Source organism: Spirosoma liriopis, from assembly GCF_023196085.1.
Lineage (GTDB): Bacteria > Bacteroidota > Bacteroidia > Cytophagales > Spirosomataceae > Spirosoma > Spirosoma oryzicola.
In genome coordinates, this window is record NZ_JALPRF010000004.1 from 34,629 (window position 1) to 55,736 (window position 21,108).

A 21,108-nucleotide genomic window follows, 5' to 3' on the forward strand; every position below is an offset into this window, starting at 1 on the left:
GTCGGTCGGTTAGTTATTTTTACTAGCCGTAACTATCGTTGGACGTTCATTCAGCCAGGCGAGATTAAACTGATAATGTAAGCTACTGCTTAGCAGATGAATAACGTTGTCGGGCGTTTGTGTGATGGCTAAATAGCCTTTAGGCTCCGCGTGGGTTTGATCCATTTCGAAGGCACCTGTCCAGGCTCCTCCATTTAGGTACCGGTCTTTTCCGTCGGTCACCAGTTTGACTACCGGCCAGGTTTTTCCTTCATCGAACGACACCGCAGCATACATCCCGTAGCCTTTATATTGATTGCCATCGGCCAATTTAAAGGGCATACCGGCCAGCTTTTCAGCGCGTTCGTCCGGATGGTGCGTGAACGAGATCATAAGCAAGGCACCTTCGTTGAGCCGGGTAAGTACCAACCGCTGTCCACTCCAGACTGGTGGAAAAGGAGACGCTGAATAGGTCCAGGTTTTTCCCATATCGGTTGAGCGGCTCAGGGGCATACGCAGGTCTGAACTGTCGGCAGCTTTAATATCGTTCTTCCGGCCCAGTGCCAGCAAATCACCGTTTTTGAGCTGAACAACACCGGCGTGGATGCCCGCAATCAGTCCGCCCGTTTCTCCCGCGCCAAAAGAAGGCGTCTCCGTTCCTGTGTACGGATTTGTCCAGGTCTTCCCCTGATCCTTGCTAACATGAATAGCCGTACCACCCGAAGGACCGGGGTCCGCATCGGCAGGCTGGATAAGCCAACCTTCTTTGGTTTGATTTAAGCCAGCAATGACTTGATTCCGCTTGGTATGCTCTGGGTTAACCAAACGTGGAGTTGTCCAGCTTGCTCCGTTATCATTACTGGTGCGCAGTACCATGGCTAAATCTTGCCAGTCGCCGTCAGTTTCTACACCGTTCATGTGGTAGATCGTACCTTTTCCATCGTGTAAGAGAGAAGCACCCGTCATGTTGCGATCCGGTACTTTAAAAAATTCGGCTGGTTCATCCCAGCGGGTAGCGCCCGCTCGAAGTCGACTAGTCAGGACGGTCATTTCCCTACCACTTTCTTCATCGGTAGAAAACCAGATGGAAAGTAAGTCTCCATTGGGACACCAGGTGATGGCAGGTTGATGGTTGTGACTGTAAAACGGAACGGGGTGCGTACAGTCAGGCTTATTTACGTACCGCTGCGGTTCCCGAAAGATTGGCTTGCTTGCATCAATCGGCTTCCAGTTGTAGCGTTGCTGGGAAATGGAGCTCGCGTAAGCCGGTGGTTTCACCGTCGGCAATGGTTTGGAGGTTGGCAGTGGAGCCTGAACGACCCGGAAGCCTACTAACCAGTTTTTATCCTCGGGTATCATCGCCGACCGGTTAGCAGACCGCAAAAAAGAAACAGGCGTTCCAAAGCTCCCTCCTCGGCTAATTCGGTACAGACCAGAAGCCCGGCCAACCGGGTCTATAGCAGGAGCCGGTTCGTACGGACCGTACCAGTCCAGACACAACTCTTCTGCGTTGCCATGCATGTCGTAAAGTCCCCAGGGGTTAGCCGGCGTCTGAGCAACTTTTAAGGAGACAACAGCCGTGTTGCGATTCGTCGATTGATTTTTCTGATAAAGTTTCGGCAGCGAACTTCCCGTCCAAAAATCAGAAACGGTACCCGCCCGGCAAGCATACTCCCACTCCGCTTCGGTCGGTAGTCGGTAGGGTTTTCCTTCCTTTTTGGTCAACCAATCGCAGAAGGCGATAGCATCCTGGTAGGAGACAAAGACAACGGCTTCGTCGTCCTGCGTTGAAAAGCCGTTTTTTCCCCTTACTTTTTTATGAGCCGCATCGAAGGCTTCGTACTGGGCATTGGTCACTTCGGTAGCGGACATCAAAAACGGTTTCGACAGGCTTACCTGATGAACCGGACTTTCGTCATAATCTTTTCCTTCCCGCTCCGAGCCCATGTAAAATTTACCGGCTTTTACGGGGATAAGCTGCATACCGATCGAGTTTTTTTCCTGAGCCCAACTCGTCATCAATGGCCAGTAAAGTAGTAGTAATCCAATTAGCCTTGCTCTCATGGTAGTAAAGATAAGCCAGCCCTGGCTGATTGATGATCAAATCCACTGGGGCTGGCCTTTTTATTAGTACGTGCGTGAACGAATTAATAACCGGGATTCTGGGTCAATTTAGCGCTAAAGTTGGCGTCGATGGCCGACTGTGGGATGGGGTAAAGCTCGTGAAAATCCTGAATCGTGCTTCGTACGTCAGACCGCGTTTGGTACTTACGGGTGCGCTCAACGAGTTTGCCCATCCGGCTGAGTGTCCGACGACGGGGTTCTTCGGTAATTAACTCCCGAGCCCGTTCATCTAGAATATAGTCGATCGTTACATCGCCAGCCGCCACCGGCTTAGCCTTCGCGCGGTTACGTACGGCATTGATGTCAGCAGCAGCAGCCGTCAGATTATTCTTACGAACGTAAGCTTCCGCCCGCAGCAGATACGTCTCGGCCAATCGGTAGACAATGAAATCTTTACCCGTTCGTCCCGATGTGTTAGACCCGTTGAACGGTTTACCTTCCAGCTTGCGCAGGTAAGGATAAACGTTACGCATGGTGTCTTCGTTAGCCGTACGCTTCTCTACTTGTTTACCAAAATACGTCGATGCCGGGTTGTTGTAATAGAATTTACGCCGGATGTTATACACCGAGTTGCGAATGTCGTTATCCCAGTCGTCTTTCCAGAGATCATAAAAGAAAAACGTCGTCGGCCGACTATAGGCAACTCCCCGGCCAAGGCTATCCGATACTATCATGCCCGTTCCCCCCGCCGGATCTTTCAAATTGGGCAAAAACGGAACCCAACCGCGAATGTTGTTATTGCCATTGTTTGTCCCCGCTCCACCCGGCGTTAGGTTTTCATACTGCCATACGTAGATGGACTCCAGGTTTCCGGTGCTTCGGTTCTGGTTGCCTTCCGCAAACAAATCGGCATACACGTCGCCGGGCTGATCCTTTCGGACACCAAACCGATTGGTCATCAATTGGTAAGTTCCGGAGCTAATCAGGCGGGTAGAGCTTTCGATGGCTTTGTCGTAATCGCCCAGATTTATGTACACCTCCGTCAGCAGGTGATCGGCTGCGCCCTTAACAATTCGCCCCTCACTCGATTTGGCTACCGTAACCGGTAAATATTGCGTAGCAAATTCCAGGTCCGCTTTGGCAAACTCATACACTTCTTTACGGGTAGCCCGCACAAAATCGGTTTTCGGATTTTGGTAGGTAACATCGATAATAGGTACACCTCCGTAAAGATTGGCCAGCAGGTTGTAGGTGTATCCCCGAAAAAAGCGGGCTTCAGCGATAATGGCATTACGTTCGGCATCGCTGGCGAATATCCCTTTTAGCTCCGGCTTATTGGCATATTCAATAACGGTGTTGGCCCGCAGAATCATCTTAGTGTATCCCCAGTTCCAGAAACTACTGGCAGCAGCAGCAGTTGGGGTTAGAAAAGTGGTATAATTCCGAAAATTTACCGTTTGCTCCTGACCCGTTGTGGCGACATCCGTACCCAGATACATGTCATAAAAACTCCCTAAGTCTTCCTGCGACAGTTCATCACGAGCGGCTTGGTGCAGGCCCGTAATGTAGTTGTCGAAACCCGCTCTCGAGCTAAGAACAACGTCTGAGCTAAGCGAAGCCAGAGGAACTTCGTCTAAAAACTGGTCTTTGCAGGAGCCAGACAAAAGGATCATTGCGCATAAGCCAACCAGCTTACCAAATGATCGGGTGGTTATATTGAATTGTCGAAATTTCATTGTGATTGAATCCACCAGAGATACTTTTTTTACAACCGTTATGGATTAAAAACCTAAGTTCAGACCCAACGTATACGACCGGGGCATGGGGTAAAAGGAAGACTTGGTCGTACCACCACTTTCGGGATCTGTACCTGGCCAGTCGGTAAAGGTGTGCAGGTTCTTCGCGCTTAAAAACGCCCGTAGATTCGTGACATGGAGTTTGCTGACCAGCTTGCTCGGGAAATTATACGCCAGCGACACGTCCTGGATGCGGATAAAATTCCGGCTTACGTAATAGTTATGCCCCTGTGGGTTGGTGTACACCAGAGATGGTCGGGTGTTGGATTTATTATCGGCAGTCCACCAGCCCGCATCGATTTGGTTCAAAGCACGACCTGGTGAATTCTCACTACGAGTCGAGTTAGGATCGAGCAGGATAAAATCCGAAATCCAGCCCTGCATCGCATTCACAAACACGGAGAGTGACAGATTACCGTAGGAGAAATTGTTGGTAACTCCCCAGCGAACCTTGGGCTGCCCGCCTTGCCCGATAATCGTCCGGTCGTTGTTTGCGTCCAGCTTACCATCGCCATTCAAATCTTTAAGCCGGACAAACCCAGCTTGGGAACCACTTGGAATTTGATCGCCCTGCTGATAAATTCCATCGAAGACGTAGTCATAATAAACCGTGATGGGCTGTCCGATAAACCACCGGTTTGCCAAGTCGTCATCCTCTTTACCGTCACCATTCGTATCAGACCGGTATAGGTGAACGATTTTATTTTTATTGGCGGACAGGACTATATTACTGCTCCACTCGAAATTCTTTTTGCGCAGATTGACCGTATTGAGGGTTAATTCAATACCCTTGTTGTTGGTCGCTCCTAGATTTGTCAGGACACTGGTATAGCCGGTAAGCGTGGGCAATGACCGTTGAACAATCAGGTTTTTGGTATCACTGTTGTATACTTCAACGGTACCCCCCAGTCGTCCTTTAAACAAACTAAAATCAACGGCGGCATTCGTCGTGTAGGTTGTTTCCCATTTCAGATCCGAGTTAGCCATTGTCGCAGGAAAAATTCCGACCGAGGTGGGGCCACTATCTCCGAACACGTACTGCGTTATACCCGACAGACTAAGCGACTGATAAGGCTGAATGGCCTGATTACCAACGGCTCCGTAAGAAAGACGGAATTTGAGTAAGTCAACGAAGGAGGCTTTGCGCATGAACGACTCTTCCGAAGCAATCCAGGCTAGAGCCGCCGACGGAAATGTAGCGTACTTATTGTTGGCAGCAAACACAGAACTGGCATCCCGGCGGGCCGTCAAGGTAAGCAGGTATCGATCCTTAAAGCGGTAATTCAGGCGGGCCATTGAGGAAATCCCGTCGATCTTAGAAGCGGTAGAGGTCGTTGTCTGCGTGCTTCCCAAGGTCAGGCTATTCCAGCCGAGCGCGTCCGAGCTTAGTTGGTTGGCATTAGCTGTCGTTGACTCGGATTGCTGGTGATTTCGCCCGTAAAGAAGTGTCAGATCGAAGCCATGATTCGGGTTGATCTGCTTATTGTAGGTAACGATATTCTCCAGCACCCAGTCGAAACTTTCCTGATTGTACTTATTGGTGCTGGTCGTGTTGTTGGGCAACCGGCGATCCTGACGGACGAAATTATAGATATGGTTCCACCGATAGTTTGGCGAGTAATTGACCCGGTACGAAAGCCCTTTGATAAACGGTACCGTTACGAGTCCGTAGAAATTGGCAAACAGGTTATTATAAATTTCTTCGTTCTTCGTTAGCAGGGCCGACCGGATCGGGTTACCCGAAATTTGTTCTTCGGGTACGCTGTACTGCGTCGGCTCACCATCTGAATATTTCCAGGTACCAAAGGGACTGCTGTAATAGATACTAGCCACATCGGCTTCCCGTCCTGACAAATCACGTCGGATAAACGTAGCGTTCGTGCCTACCGACAGCCAGTTCGTCACCTGATTTTCAATGTTGGTCCGCAGGGTAACGCGTTTCTGGTTGTCGTTGAAGATAACTCCTTTTTCGTCGGTGAAGGCAGCCGACAGGTAATAGTTGGTCGCGTCGTTGCGGCCCGATAAACTTAAATCATACGACCCGATGCGCCCGGGCTGCGAAGCCTCTTTCCAGGGATCGATTGTATTGCCTGATTTGTAGTTGGCGGCCTCGGTTGTGGTTAGATAACTAGCTACATTGGCCGGGTCCGACGGTAAGCCACTTTGTGCGCGGTAATCCAGCGTTTTTTGCAGATATTGCTCGGGACTCAGTAGCTTGACCGTGCGTCCGATTTCTGAAACACCGCTAAAGGCATTGATCCGGATGGTAGGTTTGCGGGTTGTTCCCTGTTTCGAGGTAATGAGAATAACCCCGTTAGCAGCCCGTGATCCATAAATAGCCGCAGCGCTGGCATCCTTAAGGATTTCCATTGACTCGATGTCATTCGGATTAATATCGGCCAGACTGCCGTTGAAGAAAATTCCGTCCAAAACAATCAGCGGATCGTTGCCGCCACCCAATGACCGGGGACCTCTGATCAGGATGGAGCCGTTTTGACCGGGACGGCCACTGTCGGTAAACTGCACACCGGCTACCCGGCCCCGTAAGGATTGCGTTACGTTCGTGTTAGGCAGGTTTTCGGTTTGTTTCATATCGACTTTGGCCACCGAACCCGTAACGTTACGCCGTGACTGCGACCCGTAACCAACGACAACCACCTCGCCCAATGTTCTTGAATCCGACTCCAGAATAACATTGATCGACGTTTGATTACCGACGGTTATCTCCTGAGCCCCGAAACCAACCGAGCTAAACACTAACACATCGGTCGTTGAGTTGATCGCAATTGAATAATTACCGTTCACGTCGGTGGTGGTTCCTTTCTGGGTACCTTTCAGGACCACATTGACGCCTGGTACACCCTCTCCTTTTTCTTTATCCGTTACCCGTCCCTGAACGGTAATCTCCACAGCGTGCCAACCGCCAGCCGGATGCAAACGTACATGGTTGTTACTGGGAAAGGCCACTGTCGGCAGTATGCCGGTACAAGGCCCAACCACGAAAAGTAATAGGGTAAATAGTCGTTCTTTCATAGCAATAGTTAAAGTGAATCGGAGCAAGACGTTGCGGACATGATCAAAAAAGGGCACAGCTATTTACCACGTGCGGGCCAGACGCGAGCAATAAATTTGTACAATAGTCCTCCATAGCGCTATCAAGCTCTATGAATAATGTCCAATACGTTCATGAAATAAGTGGGAGTGGTGGGGTTGTTTTTTAACGTTTCTCAGAATTAACTTAATTTTCTGTAAAACTAAATGGTAAACACTATTTATCCTTTAATAAATTATATCAATTGAGTGTACGAATTTATCATAATTTAGCCTTCGTTGATCGTTTAGAGGGCAAACACCTGCTCAGGATACTTTACTGGTCAGACGCGTACATAAAAAAGCCTGCCAACTGCATCTTTTTATCTAAAAAATAGACCTGCCATTCGAATGAAGGGCAGGTCTATTTTTTGAGTATTTGTATCAAAAATAGCATAGGCTGAAGATTTTCATAACTCACGCCTATATTTTAAAATAAATCACTTGTAATGAACTACTTACCAATAATTACCAGCAAATTTAAAGAATAATGCGCACTGAGAAGCGATAGCTATATCTCGCTAACGTGCATCGCTTTTGTAAACTTGTTTAATTTAGCTAGCAGTTGATCGATACCGGTACGTAAATTGTCTGTGAGTGGTTCGACCTGGCGACGAGTGTATAAGGAAATTGGTAAGCCACGTTGTTGCAGGGCGTACTTGGCAATCGTTGGGTAAGCAGAATGAACCAGATCCATACAATCTACTAAAAATTGCTGCACCTCATCAACCTCTGCTTGCAGGTCAGGATCATTGACATGGTTGCATAGCCAGACCAGTAGTTCAGGGAAAATATTCGCCTGGATGCAGGATAAGCCCGCTGCCCCGGCCCGCAAAGAGGAAACGGCGTTGACCATGTAGGCATCGTACAAACCAAAATTATACCCCTGTGCAACGGCAAGACGGTTTTTTACCTCTTCTTCATCCAAGCTCGTATCTTTATGATAGATCAATCGACCAGTTGGCAGCAATTGAGCTAGAATATCTGCCGTAATCAACCGTTTGTAAGGAACTGGACATTCGTACAACCCAAGCGGTACGCCGGGGGTCATATCCAGCAGCGTCCCTATACGGTCTAGAAAGGTTTGATCACTATCCTGGGGTGTCACCAGCTGACCGGTGATAACAATAACCGCTTGTACACCGGTATCGTATATACGTTTAACAAAATCAGTCTGTTGATCGAGTGCTCCCCCGAATGTCCCGGTAGCGACAACGGGAACACGGCCACCTGCCTGCTGAACGACCTGTCTGGTCGTGGCCAGCCGTTCATCGTCCGTTAGTTCATACATTTCACTCGAGAGGCAGTTAGCAAACAAACCTGCTGCTCCCGCATTGAGATAATAATCCGTTAGCTGATGTAATCCGGAATAATCGACGGCTCCATTGTCCAGGAATGGCGTTAGCATAACCGGAATGAGTCCGTAAGGTAGTGGTTGCGTGGAATTAGCTAATTCGGACATAATATATAGTGAGTTAACGATAATAGGTGTTTAGTGTTAAGCTTGTTGTTGTGGCTCATTGCGATCGACGGGATGTTCTAACACCCTGCTTTTTGCGGATCGACGGGTTAAAAGAAGCCCCGTTAAAAAGATCGTAAGCGTACCGAGTACCATAATCATATTCTGGTGAAATGGGCTTCGCAATGTCGCCAATTGATTTGGTATAAACGCTGAGAACGTCATCCAGATAATAACCAGAAGGCCGATGAGGGTTGCTGTGAGTGCCTCAGGTCCTTTCGTGGAACGAGATATGATACCTAATAAAAACAGGCCAAGCATACCACTGGCAAATATGCCGGACAACAGCCACCAGGCATCCAGTACACTTTTTACGCCAATCATCGCAATTCCGGTCGTCATGCCCAGCAAGCCAAATACTACGGTGGCTCCGTATAGGATTTTTAGGGATTGTTTGGACGTAACGTCTGGCTTAATGTAGCGCTGATAAATGTCAACTAAGAAAATGGTTGCCGAAGCGTTCATACTGGAGCTAATCGTGCTCATAGCAGCCGCCATGATAGCGGCAACGATGAGTCCCAGTAAACCCGTCGGAACCTGGTGAACCATGAAATGAGGCATGATCTTATCACCAATATCTGATGCTGTCAAGGTGTGGGCTAAGCGGTTGATGGCTTCGGGAGTCTGGTTGGGTAATCGCTCGCTGGCAACCTGGTAGCGAACCTGATCCATTAACTCCGGGTGGACCTGATAATACGTGTAAAGGCAGCTTCCCAGTACGAAAAACACCAACGATATCGGCACATACAGGTATACGCAAAGCCAGATCGAACGCGTTGCGTCGGTAACGGATGTTGTGGTATGGTACCGTTGAACATAATTTTGGTCCATCCCGAAATTGTTTAGATTGATAAAAAAGCCATACAGCAAAACGACCCAGAACGTAGACGTGGTAAAATCAGGAGCGAAACTTCCTAGGCTAAATTTATCATGAGCAGTTCCCATCGACAGAATGCGCGGAATGCCTCCGTCGACATGCGTAATTACTAGATAAAGAATAACGAGCGCGCCAACCGTCTTAATGACACCCTGGGCTACTTCCGTCCAGATAACGGCTTCCATACCCCCTAAAACTGTATAAATAATAATGCAGATACCGACCACGACCATAATGGATGTCATGGAATAACTCGTCAGCGCCTGCAAACTAAGCGCAATTCCAAAAAAGATTGAGCCCATCCGAGCCAGTTGCGTCAGCAAAAAACAGATAACTGCATAAGTACGCGCCCACGCACCAAAACGTTTTTCAAGATGCGAATACGCCGATACTTCACCCGTACTGCGGTAAAAAGGAACAAAATAGTTAGCGGCTACCCAGGCCGCCAGAGGCATCGACAAACTAAATACGAAGGCATTCCAATTACCGCCGAAGGCTTTACCCGGTACACCTAAAAAAGTGTTACTACTTAAAAAGGTAGCGTACAGCGACATGCCAATGGCCCATCCCGGTATTTTTCCCGAAGCTGTCGTAAACTGATCAGCGTTTTTATTCTTTCGGGAGAAATAAACGCCAACCAGTACCATACTGATCAAGTACAGCAGGATAATTGATAAGTCGGCAACAGGAAGCGATTTCATGTAAATTGGTTCGTTAAGTGGTTAGGAAGCGGGCGTGAAATTATTATAAACTTTTTTGTATTCAGGATACCGTTGTATTCTTGACTTTATTCCCCCAGTTTCTGACAATAACCTAAAAGAGCCCGATGCCCATCACGGATTTCGATTTTTCAGAGCGTGTTATAATCTTAGTCGTTAGGGCGGTCACAACCCATTCCAATGAGTAACCGTTGAAATGATTTCTGGGGAGTGCTTCAGAACGAGCGTTCATAACGGAAAGAAATAATTTATAGGAATCATCAAAAAGAACTGATCCGATTAAAGCGCTATCATCTTGTACTATTCCTGGCTACGCGCATCACAGTTGTACTATGACAGAAAATCCTTTAATTTTATCAGCAAAACTAAGTGATAAGCAAACGCATTTACTGTTGCCAATTTGCTAATCAGTGTACGAATTTACCCTATTCATCTAGCGCTGATGAAACCTCATTTTCACAAAGTGCCGGTTAACTCACAGGCTTCTTTCCGTATTTCGCACGACGTGAAAGCTAACTTTGGCACGATTTGGCACTACCATCCCGAACTAGAGCTTCACTATGTTGTACGAGGAGAGGGCGTACGGTTTGTCGGCGATAATGTGAGTAACTTTTCGGCGGGTGAAATTCTCTTACTCGGCGAAAATCTACCGCATACGTGGCGGTGTAACCAGGAATATTTTCAGGAACAATCCAGTCTACAAGTAGAAGCAATAGTCGTTCAATTCCGCACGGATTGTTTAGGGCGGGACTTTTTACAGTTGGACGAAGTGTACGCCATACGTACCTTATTCGAGAGAGCACGACAAGGCCTACTGATTCATGGCGAAACGAATCAAAAAATAGCCGAGCTGATGCGATCGGCTGTAACGGCAAATCCATTTCAACGCCTGATAACGCTGTTGTCGATTCTGGACGTAATAGCACAGGCCGATGAGATAGAGACCATTACTTCGGCTAAAGCTTTCTACCAATCGAACGAAATGGAAACAGTTCGGCTCAATAATATTTGTAACTACACGCTAGCAAATTATGCGCAGCCAATAACGCTTACTGAAATAGCCTCTGTGGCTAATCTAAGCGTTACCTCGTTCTGTCGGTATTTCAAGCTGATGACCCACAAAACGTATCACGATTTTTTAAACGAGGTAAGGATCAGCCATGCCAGCAGGTCGTTGATCGAGAATTCGATGAGTACAGAAGAGATTTGTTTCGAGAGCGGCTTTAATAATCTTTCCAATTTCTACCGAAATTTCAAACGAATAAAAGGCGTAACCCCGCTCGATTACAAGAATCGATATATTCAGTAGGCTTGTTAAAGACGGAAGTTTGCTTTTGCTATTCATTGCCCTAGAGCAATAAAACAGGCACGGATGGGTGCTACATAGTTTCTGTCTTTAAGTAAAATAGGACAACGCCTTTCAGTTTAGGAGACAAATTTTAGAAATAAATACTACTACGCAGGTCGAAACCGGGATATTTTGGCTTGCCTTTTATATTTGTACTTTTAAAATATTTTGCCAATTCAGCGTCAAACCAAAATAGAAGCCCATTCGAATTGGTTGTGATCTACCTATGAATATTTTCCGTAATGGCTTTTCCGAAGATGACACGACGCTCTGGCTTCGCCTGATTGAAGGCGATGATACAGCGTTGGACAAGCTGATGAAGCGCTGTTTTAAAGAACTCTATCATTACGGTACTAAATTCTCTAAAGACGACGACCTCATTAAAGACTGCATTCAGGATGTGTTCCTGGATTTATGGGAACGGCGTCACGCGCTACGAACGGATGTGCAGGTAAAACCTTATTTGTTTGTGATTTTGCGCCGACGCATTTACCGCGTTTGGCAAATGAATCAGTTACAAACCGATCTGGCAGCTCAGCCTGACTTTTCGGTTGAATACACGGTAGAAGAAAATTTGATTCAGTCTGAAAGTGCCCGCCTGAAAGCCCACCAGATGCAGCAACTGCTGGACGAACTGCCCGATCGTCAAAAAGAAGTGATCTACCTGAAATACTTTCAGGAGATGGACCGGGATCAGATTGCTCAGACGATGCAGATAACGCCCCAGACGGTTTCGAACATGCTGCAAATGGCCCTTAAAAAGCTGCGGGGCCAGTGGCGAGAGGATTCTTAACAAAGAAGACTCTTTGGCATTTTCAAAAAAATGTAAAAAATTTTCGAAGTTGAATGGTATCTGCCTGCAGTTTTCTGCTATCGAAGGTATGATGCAGCAAAATCCATCAGATTTTACCCCCGTTACGCTGGAAGAACTCGTCTGGCAGGAATCCTTTCGCGAGTGGGTCATGCATCCGACGCCGGAACGGGAGCAGTATTGGCAGGGGTGGCTGGCTAATCACGCGAATCAGGCAACTACGCTGAGCCAGGCCCGCGAAGTGGTGCTGGCGCTGAAGGTAAAAAACAGACCCATAACCGATGCCGATGTTCAGGCCTGCATTGAACTAACCCGGCAGTACCTGGATTTACCCCAATCAGACGTGGTGAATTCCTCCCCTTCGGCCCCCGGATGGGTTTGGAAAAATCGACTCGCTATCGCGGCTACGGTCTCCCTTTTGTTGCTGGTTGGCGCTGGTCTCTTCTGGCAACAGCAACCAACCCTTGTAATCGGATCAAGTACTACGGTTCCGGCGAACACACCGAAGTTTCTAACCGCAAAGGGCACGACTGTCAGGCTTGACGACGGCAGCCTGATTCAACTTAAAACGGGTAGTGAACTTCGGTACCCCGCCCGCTTCACGGCCGCTACCCGCGATGTGTATTTAACGGGTGAAGCTACTTTCTCGGTTGTTCGTAAACCAGATCAGCCCTTTCTAGTATACGCCAATGGTTCAGTGACCCGGGTTCTGGGCACTCAGTTCACAGTCAACGCTCCCAGTGGTGTGGGCCGGGTTATTGTGAAGGTGTTGTCGGGAAAAGTATCTGTATTTGCCGAATCGGAATGGAAACGAGCGCAGCAGCAGACGAGTTATCAACCTCAGTCGATTATCGTTACGCCCAACCAACAGGTAATTTTCGAGCGAGATCGGGAGCGGTTAAGCAAGTCCCTGATCGACCAACCGATCGTTGTCAATACGCCCGTGGGTGAAAACCGATTCAACTTTGTCAACACACCGGTTCCGGTAGCGCTGAAAATCCTTGAGCAGGCCTACAACATCCCTATTGTTTTCGATCAGCAGCTCATGCAACATTGCCAGGTGACAGCACCACTAGGCGATGAACCCCTGTTCGATAAGTTAAGCATCATCTGCGAGACCATAGGGGCTCGCTTTGAAGTAGTTGAGACTCAAATCATTATTTCAGGGAAAGGCTGTGAATCGCCGTAGCTTTCCCCATATAAGAAAAAGCTGATGGTGTTACCAGCACCACCAGCCTTTGCGTAAACCCGTCCAGTATGTGCGACCATCTGAACACCCGAAATCCGGGCGACGGGCTTTGTATTGCCTTGTATCACCAAAACAACACTTGTAAATCTACGATGAAAAAAGCGATACCTCGCCGAAACTTACTGCTACACTGTATGAAACTAGCGGCATTTCCCCTTGTGCTGACTCTAATTTTGGCCAGCACGGCACTGGCTTTCGACGGCCTGGGACAGACTCTGCTGGAACGTAACATTACGTTGACAATTCAGGATCAACCTCTGCCAGCGGCCCTCCATGCGATTGAAAAAGCGACGGGGGCGAAATTTACGTATGTGCCTTCGCTGATCGAGAAACCCCAGCGCGTATCGATTGACGCCCGCAATGAAAATCTGGCAACGCTACTGGACCGCTTGCTGAAACCGCTTCAAATCGACTACAGCATCCGCCGGAACTACATCATCCTCAAAAAAATGACTAGTGTGGCTCCGATCAATGCCAGAGCCTCGATCGACAGTCGGATTGACGTTACGGTGAGTGGCCGGGTGACCGATGCCAGCACGGGCGAAGGTATACCAGGAGTCAATATCGTGGCTGGCGGCACCCCTATGGGAGCGGTCACCGACGAGCGGGGGCAATACCGGATGAGCGTTCCCCAGGGGGTTACGCTGCGGTTCAGCTTTATTGGCTACACCACCCAGTCGATTAAAGTAGAACGGGAAAGCGTTATCAACGTAGCGTTACAACCGGCAGACAATACGCTGAATGAAACCGTCGTCATTGGCTACGGCACGACGACGCAGCGTTACAATACGGGCTCGGTTAGTTCGATTACGGCTAGAGACATTGATATTCAAACTGTTACAAATCCCTTGGTTGCCCTTCAGGGGAGAATTTCAGGGGCGCAGATTACGCAGAACAATGGCTTGCCCGGCAGTTCGGTCCGCATTCAGATTCGCGGCCAGAATTCCTTATCTGCGGGGGGCGTTCCGCTCTATGTTATTGATGGTATTCCATTTACGCTATTCAATGGTGGACAACCGGCTTCGGACAACTTAAATGCCTATGGTATTTCTGGGGCTAACGGCGAACAAAGTCCTTTGGGTCTGATTCCGCCCGAAGATATCGAACGAATTGACGTGTTAAAAGATGCCGACGCGACCGCCATTTATGGTTCACGCGGCTCGAACGGCGTTGTTTTAATTACGACGAAAAAGGGGAAAGCGGGTAAAACTCAGTTTAACATTAACGTGAACAGCGGAGCGGGAAAAGTGCCCTACTACATCCCCATGCTGAATACGGACCAGTATCTTTCGCTGCGTCGTGATGCCTTTGCAAGAGCTAAAGTAACTCCTACGACGTCCAACGCGCCTGATCTAACGGTTTGGGACCAGAATGCAAACACGGACTGGCAACGCAGATACCTCGGCGGTACAGCTCAATTTACCAATGCAACGGCTTCGGTATCCGGAGGAAACGTAACCAACTCATTTCTTTTTAGTGGCTTATATCGAAAAGAGGGAACGGTATTTCCGGGTAATCTGGGATCTACGACGCTCTCCGGCCGCTTCGCCAGTAGCCACACCACGGCGAATCAGAAATTTAGAGTGGATTTCACTACGTCGTACTCCCGCGTCAATAGTAACCTGATTGGTACCGATCTTTCTTCGGTTTATAACCTGCCTCCTAACTATCCGCTCTATAACACCGACGGTAGCTTAAACTGGACCGGCGGAACGAATCCCGAAGCCCTGCTGATACGGGATTTTGAAAACATCAGTACAAACTTCGTTACCCAGTTGAATCTAAAGTATACGGTTCTTCCTGGACTGGATCTGAAAGTAAACAACGGCTATACACTGACGGGGTTGAGCCAGATTCAGACCAACCCGATTCGCTCGCAAAACCCGGCATCCAACCCCGTAGCAAACGCCACGTTTGCCAACAATCAAAACGAAAGCTACATTATAGAGCCACAGCTTGATTACCGGAAAACGTTCGGAAAAAACCATCTCAACGCCCTGATTGGGGGAACGTTCCAGCATTCAGACGCGACCGGCCAGTCGATTAGTGGGCGTAATTATACGAACGAAGCCCTGATTAAATCGCTATCGGGAGCCGGTACGATCACGGTCAGTTCGAACAACTTTTCACTGTATCGTTACACGTCGGCATTTGGACGAGTTAATTACAGCTGGGATAACAAGTATATTCTCACCGGAACCTTCCGGCGTGACGGCTCTTCCCGCTTTGGCCCGAACAACCGTTTCGGAAATTTTGGTGCCATTGGGGCGGCCTGGCTGGCTTCTTCGGAAGAGTTCATGAAACCAATCACTTGGTTGAGTTATCTGAAGCTGAGAGCGAGCTACGGGTTGACCGGTAATGATCAGATTCCAAACTACGCCTATCTTCCGTTCTACCAGGTTACCTCGGGTACCAATACCTATTCCGGCTCAGCTACGCTGGTCAATTATAACATTGCGAATCCAACACTGCACTGGGAGACTACGAAGAAACTCGAAGCCGCTCTTGAACTGGGCTTTCTCAAAGACCGTATTCTGCTAAAGAGCGCTTATTTCAGAAACCGTTCGAGTGATCAGTTGGCTAATACGAACATGCCTACGCAATCGGGCGTCAACTCGTTCTCGGGAAACCTGGATCTCCTGATTCAAAACGATGGTTTTGAATTCGACCTTAGTACAATCAACGTGGCTACGGCTGCTCTCCGGTGGACGACCAATATCAACCTCACCTTCTTAAGAAACAAGCTTTTGTCAATCGGTGACCCCGGACGACTGTTCAACTCCAGCTCTTACACCGTGGGCCAACCCATCAATGCGACCCGTGTCTATAAGTACACGGGCCTGGATGCGAACGGCCTGCCGACGGTTCGGGATCTTGATGGGGATGGGGTCATAGACTTCAATAAAGATCGGGTCATGGCTCCGATTGGAACACCCTTCTTTGGTGGCATTAATAACTCAATCTCCTACCGAAATTTCCAGTTGGATGTGTTCGTACGCTTTAACCGTCGTAATGGGTACAAATTCAATTTCAACGAACTGTACGGTTTCCCCTTGGGCTCCAGCGTCGTCAATACAACAACAGAAGCACTAAACCGCTGGTCCGAGAGCAATCCGAGCGCCCTCTATCCTGCTGCGACAACCCTTTATAGCCAGGCTTTTGGCAATTATAGCTCGTCGGATGCCCTCTGGGGGGATGCTTCCTTCCTGAAAATTGGTACCGTAAGCCTGTCGTACAATCTACCCACCACCTGGATTCGGCCAACCAAACTGTCGAAGGTTTCGGTCTATGTACAGGGACAAAATCTATTTACCTGGGCGAGTCAAAAATACATCCTTGACCCCGAAACGACCGTACCTGGCACAGGCACAGCCCCCGGAGCAGGTCAGTTTCTGGCAATGCCACCCCTTCGCACGATTGTAGGCGGTCTAAATGTTTCATTCTAAGCAGGCTATTTTCATGAAATCGTACGTTCGTTTTTCTTTTTTCATTACTCTGGCAGGCTTGAGTCTTGCTTCCTGCGAGAAGTTTGTAACCATTGACTATCCACCCACCACTATTGGCGTAGGCGACGCCTTTGCCAGTGATGGTTCAGCGACCAGCGTCGTGTTGAATATGTACTCCACGATTCGGAATACCCCTACCATCACCTGGACAGGCTATGCAGGTTTGTTGAGCGATGAGCTGGAATATACCCTTTCCGCGCCAACCCTGGAGGAAATGGAAAATAACACGGTATCTCCGCTTAATTCATCGGTAGCCAACCGGTTGTGGGGGGAGACATATACCTTTATCCGCCAGGCCAACATGGCCATTGCGAACATTGCACAGTCGAATGGCATGAGCGAAGCGGGTAAAAATCAGTTACTCGGCGAAAGCAAATTCTGGCGGGCTTACGGACTGTTTAACCTGGTCAATTATTTTGGTGATGTGCCACTAACTACGTCTTCTGACGAATTCGTGAATGCCGCTTTGGGCCGGGCTCCGGCGGCTCAGGTCTGGGCTCAGATCATTACGGATTTGAAGGAAGCTAAAGCCACGTTACCTACTGCCTACGTAGGGTCATCGCGTACACGAATTAATAAACACACCGCTTCGGCGTTTCTGGCCCGGGCGTATCTGTACACGAAAGACTATACCAATGCCGCCCTCGAAGCGTCTGAAGTCATTGGCTCGGGAACGTATTCGTTGAGTGATCTGTCGACGACCTTCGTTAACAGCAGCAACGAGACCATCTTCCAACTTGCTACGTTTGAAGGATTTACACCACTGGGTGCTAATTACCGCACGGCCAGCACGACGGCTCCCCCCGCTTTTGTTTTACGACCAAACTTTGTTCGTTCCTTCGAAGCAGGTGACAAACGCCGTACCGCCTGGGTGGACTCCATGACGATTAGTAACGTCGTTACGCACCGAATCAATAAGTACAAGCTTCGGGTAGCAACGACGGGAGGCAACGAAAATATTGTCTTGTTTCGTTTAGGTGAACAGTACCTAATCCGGGCCGAAGCACGGGCGAATCTAAATCAGCTGGCCGAAGCCCAAGCCGATCTTAACGTGATTCGCAGTCGGGCTGGCTTAGCCGCTACGACGGCTACCGCGCAAGATGGGATTCTGGCCGCAATTTTACGGGAACGTAAAGTGGAATTGTTCGCCGAATTTGGCCACCGCTGGTTTGATCTCAAACGCACTAACCAGGCGGATGTCGTGCTGGCTCCAATCAAACCGGGCTGGAAACCAACGGCCGTGTTACTACCCATTCCTTCCTCCCAGATTGAAGCCAATCCTGCTCTTACGCAAAATCAGGGCTATTAATTACTTACTAACTAATAATGAATTATGAAGAACTCACTGACCTTAGTTGGATTGATGCTGCTCAGCATCTCGGCTGCTTCTGCACAAAAAGCACCGGCCTCCGCATACACAGTAAAAGGAGAAATAAAAGGATTGAAAAACGAGAAAATCTATTTCAATCATACCAAAGGGGAAGAATCGGTACGGGATTCCGCGATCAGCGCGGATGGTACGTTTTCTTTTAAAGGGCCGCTCGATCACGAAGGCACAGCGTCGATCAGTCTGGCTTCTGATCGCAATCAGTTTCTCCCTTTCTTTCTGACGCCAAAGCCGGTTACGATTAAAGCCGTGAAGGATTCGCTTGGTCAGGCCCTCGTTGACGGTTCCGAAGAGACAAGACTCTGGAGACAGCACCGCCGGGAACTGGAAACCGAGGTGTTTACCAAACTGAATGCAATTGATAAGAAATACGCGGCCATGAAAGCCAAGCCCACCGACAAACTGTCCGACAGTCTGGCGAAGCAGCAAAGCGCAGCCATTCGGTACCAGTTTTCCCGGGCGGATAGTCTAACCCGTGTATTTATTAGTGCGCATCCCAACTCGGTCGTTAGCCCTTTTCTGGCCATGAGTTATTACTCGGTAGAGCCCGAAACTGATAAACTACCCGCTATTTATGCGCAACTGTCGCCAGCCGTGAAAAATTCGTACTACGGTCAGCAGATGCAGCAACTGATGACCGATCTGGAGAAAGTAGGGATTGGCAGACCAGCTCCCGCCTTTACGCTGGCCGATACCACTGGCAAAGCGGTTAGTCTTTCGTCGATCAAAGGCAAATACGTGCTGGTCGATTTCTGGGCGAGTTGGTGTGGTCCCTGTCGGAAAGAAAACCCGAACGTTGTATCGGCTTATCAGAAATTTCATGACAAAGGTTTTGAGATTATCGGCGTTTCGCTCGACACCAAAAAGAACCTGTGGGAAAAAGCCATTCAGGCCGATAACTTGAGTTGGTATCATGTGTCGGACCTGAAAGGCTGGAAGAGCGATGTATTAAATCCGTACGTAATCAAGGCGGTCCCAACCAGTTATCTGCTGGATCAGAACGGCAAAATTGTGGCGAAAAACTTACGGGGCGAACAACTGCATAAAAAGCTGGCCGAACTGCTGGACCCCAAACCTTAGTCGCATCTCCCATCTCCTTACCGGCTTAGGTCGGTAAGGAAAATAGACGCTTTTCCTGTACCTATCGCTGCCCTTTTTCATGGGTACGGCTCCTCTATTGCCTTTACTTTCCATTAACATGCTCACGGAGACAGTATCGCCTGACTTGACACCCCGTCTGAGAGAGAAATTTGCGCACCTCTGGCACATGATTGGCAATACGCCCATGCTGGAATTGGTGTACACGTACCGGGGTGAATCTCGTTCGCTCTACGTAAAATGTGAACACTATAACCTGACGGGCAGTATCAAAGATCGCATGGCCCTGCACGTGCTACATCGGTCCTACCGGGAAGGGCTAATCAAACCAGGCGACCGCATCGTAGAAGCCACCAGTGGCAGCACGGGTATTTCGTTTGCCGCCGTTGGACGAGCCCTGGGCCACCCCGTTACGATTCTCATGCCCGCTGGCATGAGTCAGGAACGCATGGATATTATCAGCAATCTGGGAGCCGACATTCAACTGTTTACTAAGGAAGAAGGCGGTTTTCGGGGGGCGCAGCGACGAGCCGAGGAAATGGCCGCCAATGATTCCGGCATTTTTCTGCCCCGTCAGTTTGCCAACCAGTTCAACGCGGAAGCCAATTATCTGACAACGGGACGCGAAATCTGGCTGCAACTCCAGAATATCGATTGTTCACCGGATGCCTTTGTGGCAGGCGTGGGGACCGGAGGGACCGTTATGGGCGTAGGCCGCTATCTGAAACGGCGCAATCCGGCGATTCAGGTTCATCCGCTGGAACCCGCCGAATCGCCAACGCTTTCCATTGGCTATAAAACCGGTTCGCACCGGATTCAGGGGCTATTCGATGAGTACGTCCCGGACTTGGTTAATCTGGCGGAGTTGAACGCCGTTGTGCAGGCGTCGGATGGCGATGCGATCCTGATGGCACAGAAACTGGCGACTGATCTGGGCCTGGCGGTGGGTATCTCGTCGGGAGCCAACCTGATCGGCGCGATCCAGGTGCAAAACCAGATGGGAGCCAGCGCCATAGTGGTCACCATCCTGTGCGACAGTAACAAAAAGTATTTGAGCACGGATCTGGTTCGCACCGAACCCCTCAAACCGAATTACGTCTCGCCTGACGTGCAGTTCCTAGATTATCGACCCATCAGCCGATTGGCAAACCCGCTACTCAGCTAAATAAATGCATACCCATTCGCTAACGCTTTCAACGGAACAAACCCCCAGATGAAAAAACTAGTACTCGCGAGCCTGATGCTGCTCGCCGTTTGTGCCGTTCAGGCTCAGGTATTAAAACCCGTAAAATGGAGCTACGCAGCCCGGAAAACGAGTGCGACGGAAGCTGTCATTTTTTTGAAGGCTACAATCGATCCCGGCTGGCACGTGTATTCGCAGCATGTGAGCGAAGGAGGCCCGGTCAAAACGACCATTTCTTTCGATCCCGGTACTTATACCTTACAAGGAACGGCACAGGAACCGAAGCCCATCACCCGGATGGAAAAGGTATTTAACATGGAGGTGAGCTATTTCGAAAAGGAAGTCATCTTTCAGCAGAAAGTTAAACTGCCCGGCAAAAGCCCTCAGGTTGTGAAAGGAACGATTGAGTACATGGTCTGCAACGACAAGCAGTGCCTGCCCCCCGACGAAATCCCCTTCAGCGTATCCATAAAATAGTGAAC

The 21,108-nt window shown here is 49.1% G+C and carries 13 protein-coding genes; 8 read left to right on the top strand and 5 right to left on the bottom strand.

Annotation, left to right across the window (positions count from 1 at the left end; translation table 11 throughout):
- Nucleotides 1-9: 9 nt before the first annotated feature.
- From M0L20_RS22475 to M0L20_RS22495, 5 genes are all read right to left on the bottom strand, one after another.
- Entirely contained in the window at nt 10-2,043 is a 2,034-nt protein-coding gene (locus tag M0L20_RS22475) for an SUMF1/EgtB/PvdO family nonheme iron enzyme (RefSeq protein WP_248479213.1), read from the bottom strand.
- An 83-nt stretch (nt 2,044-2,126) separates the two neighbouring features.
- Complete coding sequence (locus M0L20_RS22480; protein WP_248479214.1) at nt 2,127-3,779, bottom strand: RagB/SusD family nutrient uptake outer membrane protein; 1,653 nt, start codon at nt 3,777-3,779, stop codon at nt 2,127-2,129.
- 45 nt (nt 3,780-3,824) lie between these two features.
- On the bottom strand, nt 3,825-6,872 hold the full coding sequence (locus M0L20_RS22485; RefSeq protein WP_248479215.1) for a SusC/RagA family TonB-linked outer membrane protein: 3,048 nt from the start codon (nt 6,870-6,872) through the stop codon (nt 3,825-3,827).
- Nucleotides 6,873-7,440: 568 nt separating this feature from the next.
- Nucleotides 7,441-8,391: a dihydrodipicolinate synthase family protein gene (locus tag M0L20_RS22490; RefSeq protein WP_248479216.1), complete on the bottom strand. Its 951-nt coding sequence runs from the start codon at nt 8,389-8,391 to the stop codon at nt 7,441-7,443.
- A gap of 36 nt (nt 8,392-8,427) precedes the next feature.
- Nucleotides 8,428-10,026, bottom strand: a complete 1,599-nt coding sequence (locus M0L20_RS22495) for a sodium:solute symporter family protein (RefSeq protein WP_232563059.1) — start codon at nt 10,024-10,026, stop codon at nt 8,428-8,430.
- 460 nt (nt 10,027-10,486) lie between these two features.
- Between M0L20_RS22495 and M0L20_RS22500 the strand changes: the two genes are divergently transcribed.
- The 8 genes from M0L20_RS22500 to M0L20_RS22535 all read left to right on the top strand — a co-directional run bounded on the left by M0L20_RS22500 (nt 10,487) and on the right by M0L20_RS22535 (nt 21,103).
- The gene (locus tag M0L20_RS22500) at nt 10,487-11,353 is read left to right on the top strand and encodes an AraC family transcriptional regulator (protein WP_248479217.1); all 867 of its coding nucleotides are present in this window, start codon (nt 10,487-10,489) and stop codon (nt 11,351-11,353) included.
- Nucleotides 11,354-11,618: 265 nt separating this feature from the next.
- Nucleotides 11,619-12,185, top strand: a complete 567-nt coding sequence (locus M0L20_RS22505; RefSeq protein ID WP_232563057.1) for an RNA polymerase sigma factor — start codon at nt 11,619-11,621, stop codon at nt 12,183-12,185.
- Nucleotides 12,186-12,273: 88 nt separating this feature from the next.
- Nucleotides 12,274-13,392 (top strand): FecR family protein, encoded by a 1,119-nt coding sequence (locus M0L20_RS22510; protein WP_248479218.1) that lies wholly within the window; start codon nt 12,274-12,276, stop codon nt 13,390-13,392.
- A 194-nt stretch (nt 13,393-13,586) separates the two neighbouring features.
- Nucleotides 13,587-16,898, top strand: coding sequence for a SusC/RagA family TonB-linked outer membrane protein (locus tag M0L20_RS22515; RefSeq protein WP_248479219.1), 3,312 nt, complete (start codon nt 13,587-13,589; stop codon nt 16,896-16,898).
- Between the two features lie 13 nt (nt 16,899-16,911).
- Nucleotides 16,912-18,267: a RagB/SusD family nutrient uptake outer membrane protein gene (locus M0L20_RS22520; protein ID WP_248479221.1), complete on the top strand. Its 1,356-nt coding sequence runs from the start codon at nt 16,912-16,914 to the stop codon at nt 18,265-18,267.
- 24 nt (nt 18,268-18,291) lie between these two features.
- Nucleotides 18,292-19,425, top strand: coding sequence for a TlpA disulfide reductase family protein (locus M0L20_RS22525; RefSeq protein ID WP_248479222.1), 1,134 nt, complete (start codon nt 18,292-18,294; stop codon nt 19,423-19,425).
- Between the two features lie 118 nt (nt 19,426-19,543).
- Nucleotides 19,544-20,608 (top strand): PLP-dependent cysteine synthase family protein, encoded by a 1,065-nt coding sequence (locus tag M0L20_RS22530; RefSeq protein WP_248479223.1) that lies wholly within the window; start codon nt 19,544-19,546, stop codon nt 20,606-20,608.
- A gap of 48 nt (nt 20,609-20,656) precedes the next feature.
- Nucleotides 20,657-21,103 (top strand): protein-disulfide reductase DsbD domain-containing protein, encoded by a 447-nt coding sequence (locus M0L20_RS22535; protein WP_248479224.1) that lies wholly within the window; start codon nt 20,657-20,659, stop codon nt 21,101-21,103.
- Nucleotides 21,104-21,108: the final 5 nt, after the last annotated feature.

Coding starts and splice junctions, on each gene's coding strand:
- M0L20_RS22475 (WP_248479213.1), bottom strand. CDS start 2,043: ATGAGAGCAAGGCTAATTGGATTACTACTACTTTACTGGCCATTGATG.
- M0L20_RS22480 (WP_248479214.1), bottom strand. CDS start 3,779: ATGAAATTTCGACAATTCAATATAACCACCCGATCATTTGGTAAGCTG.
- M0L20_RS22485 (WP_248479215.1), bottom strand. CDS start 6,872: ATGAAAGAACGACTATTTACCCTATTACTTTTCGTGGTTGGGCCTTGT.
- M0L20_RS22490 (WP_248479216.1), bottom strand. CDS start 8,391: ATGTCCGAATTAGCTAATTCCACGCAACCACTACCTTACGGACTCATT.
- M0L20_RS22495 (WP_232563059.1), bottom strand. CDS start 10,026: ATGAAATCGCTTCCTGTTGCCGACTTATCAATTATCCTGCTGTACTTG.
- M0L20_RS22500 (WP_248479217.1), top strand. CDS start 10,487: ATGAAACCTCATTTTCACAAAGTGCCGGTTAACTCACAGGCTTCTTTC.
- M0L20_RS22505 (WP_232563057.1), top strand. CDS start 11,619: ATGAATATTTTCCGTAATGGCTTTTCCGAAGATGACACGACGCTCTGG.
- M0L20_RS22510 (WP_248479218.1), top strand. CDS start 12,274: ATGATGCAGCAAAATCCATCAGATTTTACCCCCGTTACGCTGGAAGAA.
- M0L20_RS22515 (WP_248479219.1), top strand. CDS start 13,587: ATGAAACTAGCGGCATTTCCCCTTGTGCTGACTCTAATTTTGGCCAGC.
- M0L20_RS22520 (WP_248479221.1), top strand. CDS start 16,912: ATGAAATCGTACGTTCGTTTTTCTTTTTTCATTACTCTGGCAGGCTTG.
- M0L20_RS22525 (WP_248479222.1), top strand. CDS start 18,292: ATGAAGAACTCACTGACCTTAGTTGGATTGATGCTGCTCAGCATCTCG.
- M0L20_RS22530 (WP_248479223.1), top strand. CDS start 19,544: ATGCTCACGGAGACAGTATCGCCTGACTTGACACCCCGTCTGAGAGAG.
- M0L20_RS22535 (WP_248479224.1), top strand. CDS start 20,657: ATGAAAAAACTAGTACTCGCGAGCCTGATGCTGCTCGCCGTTTGTGCC.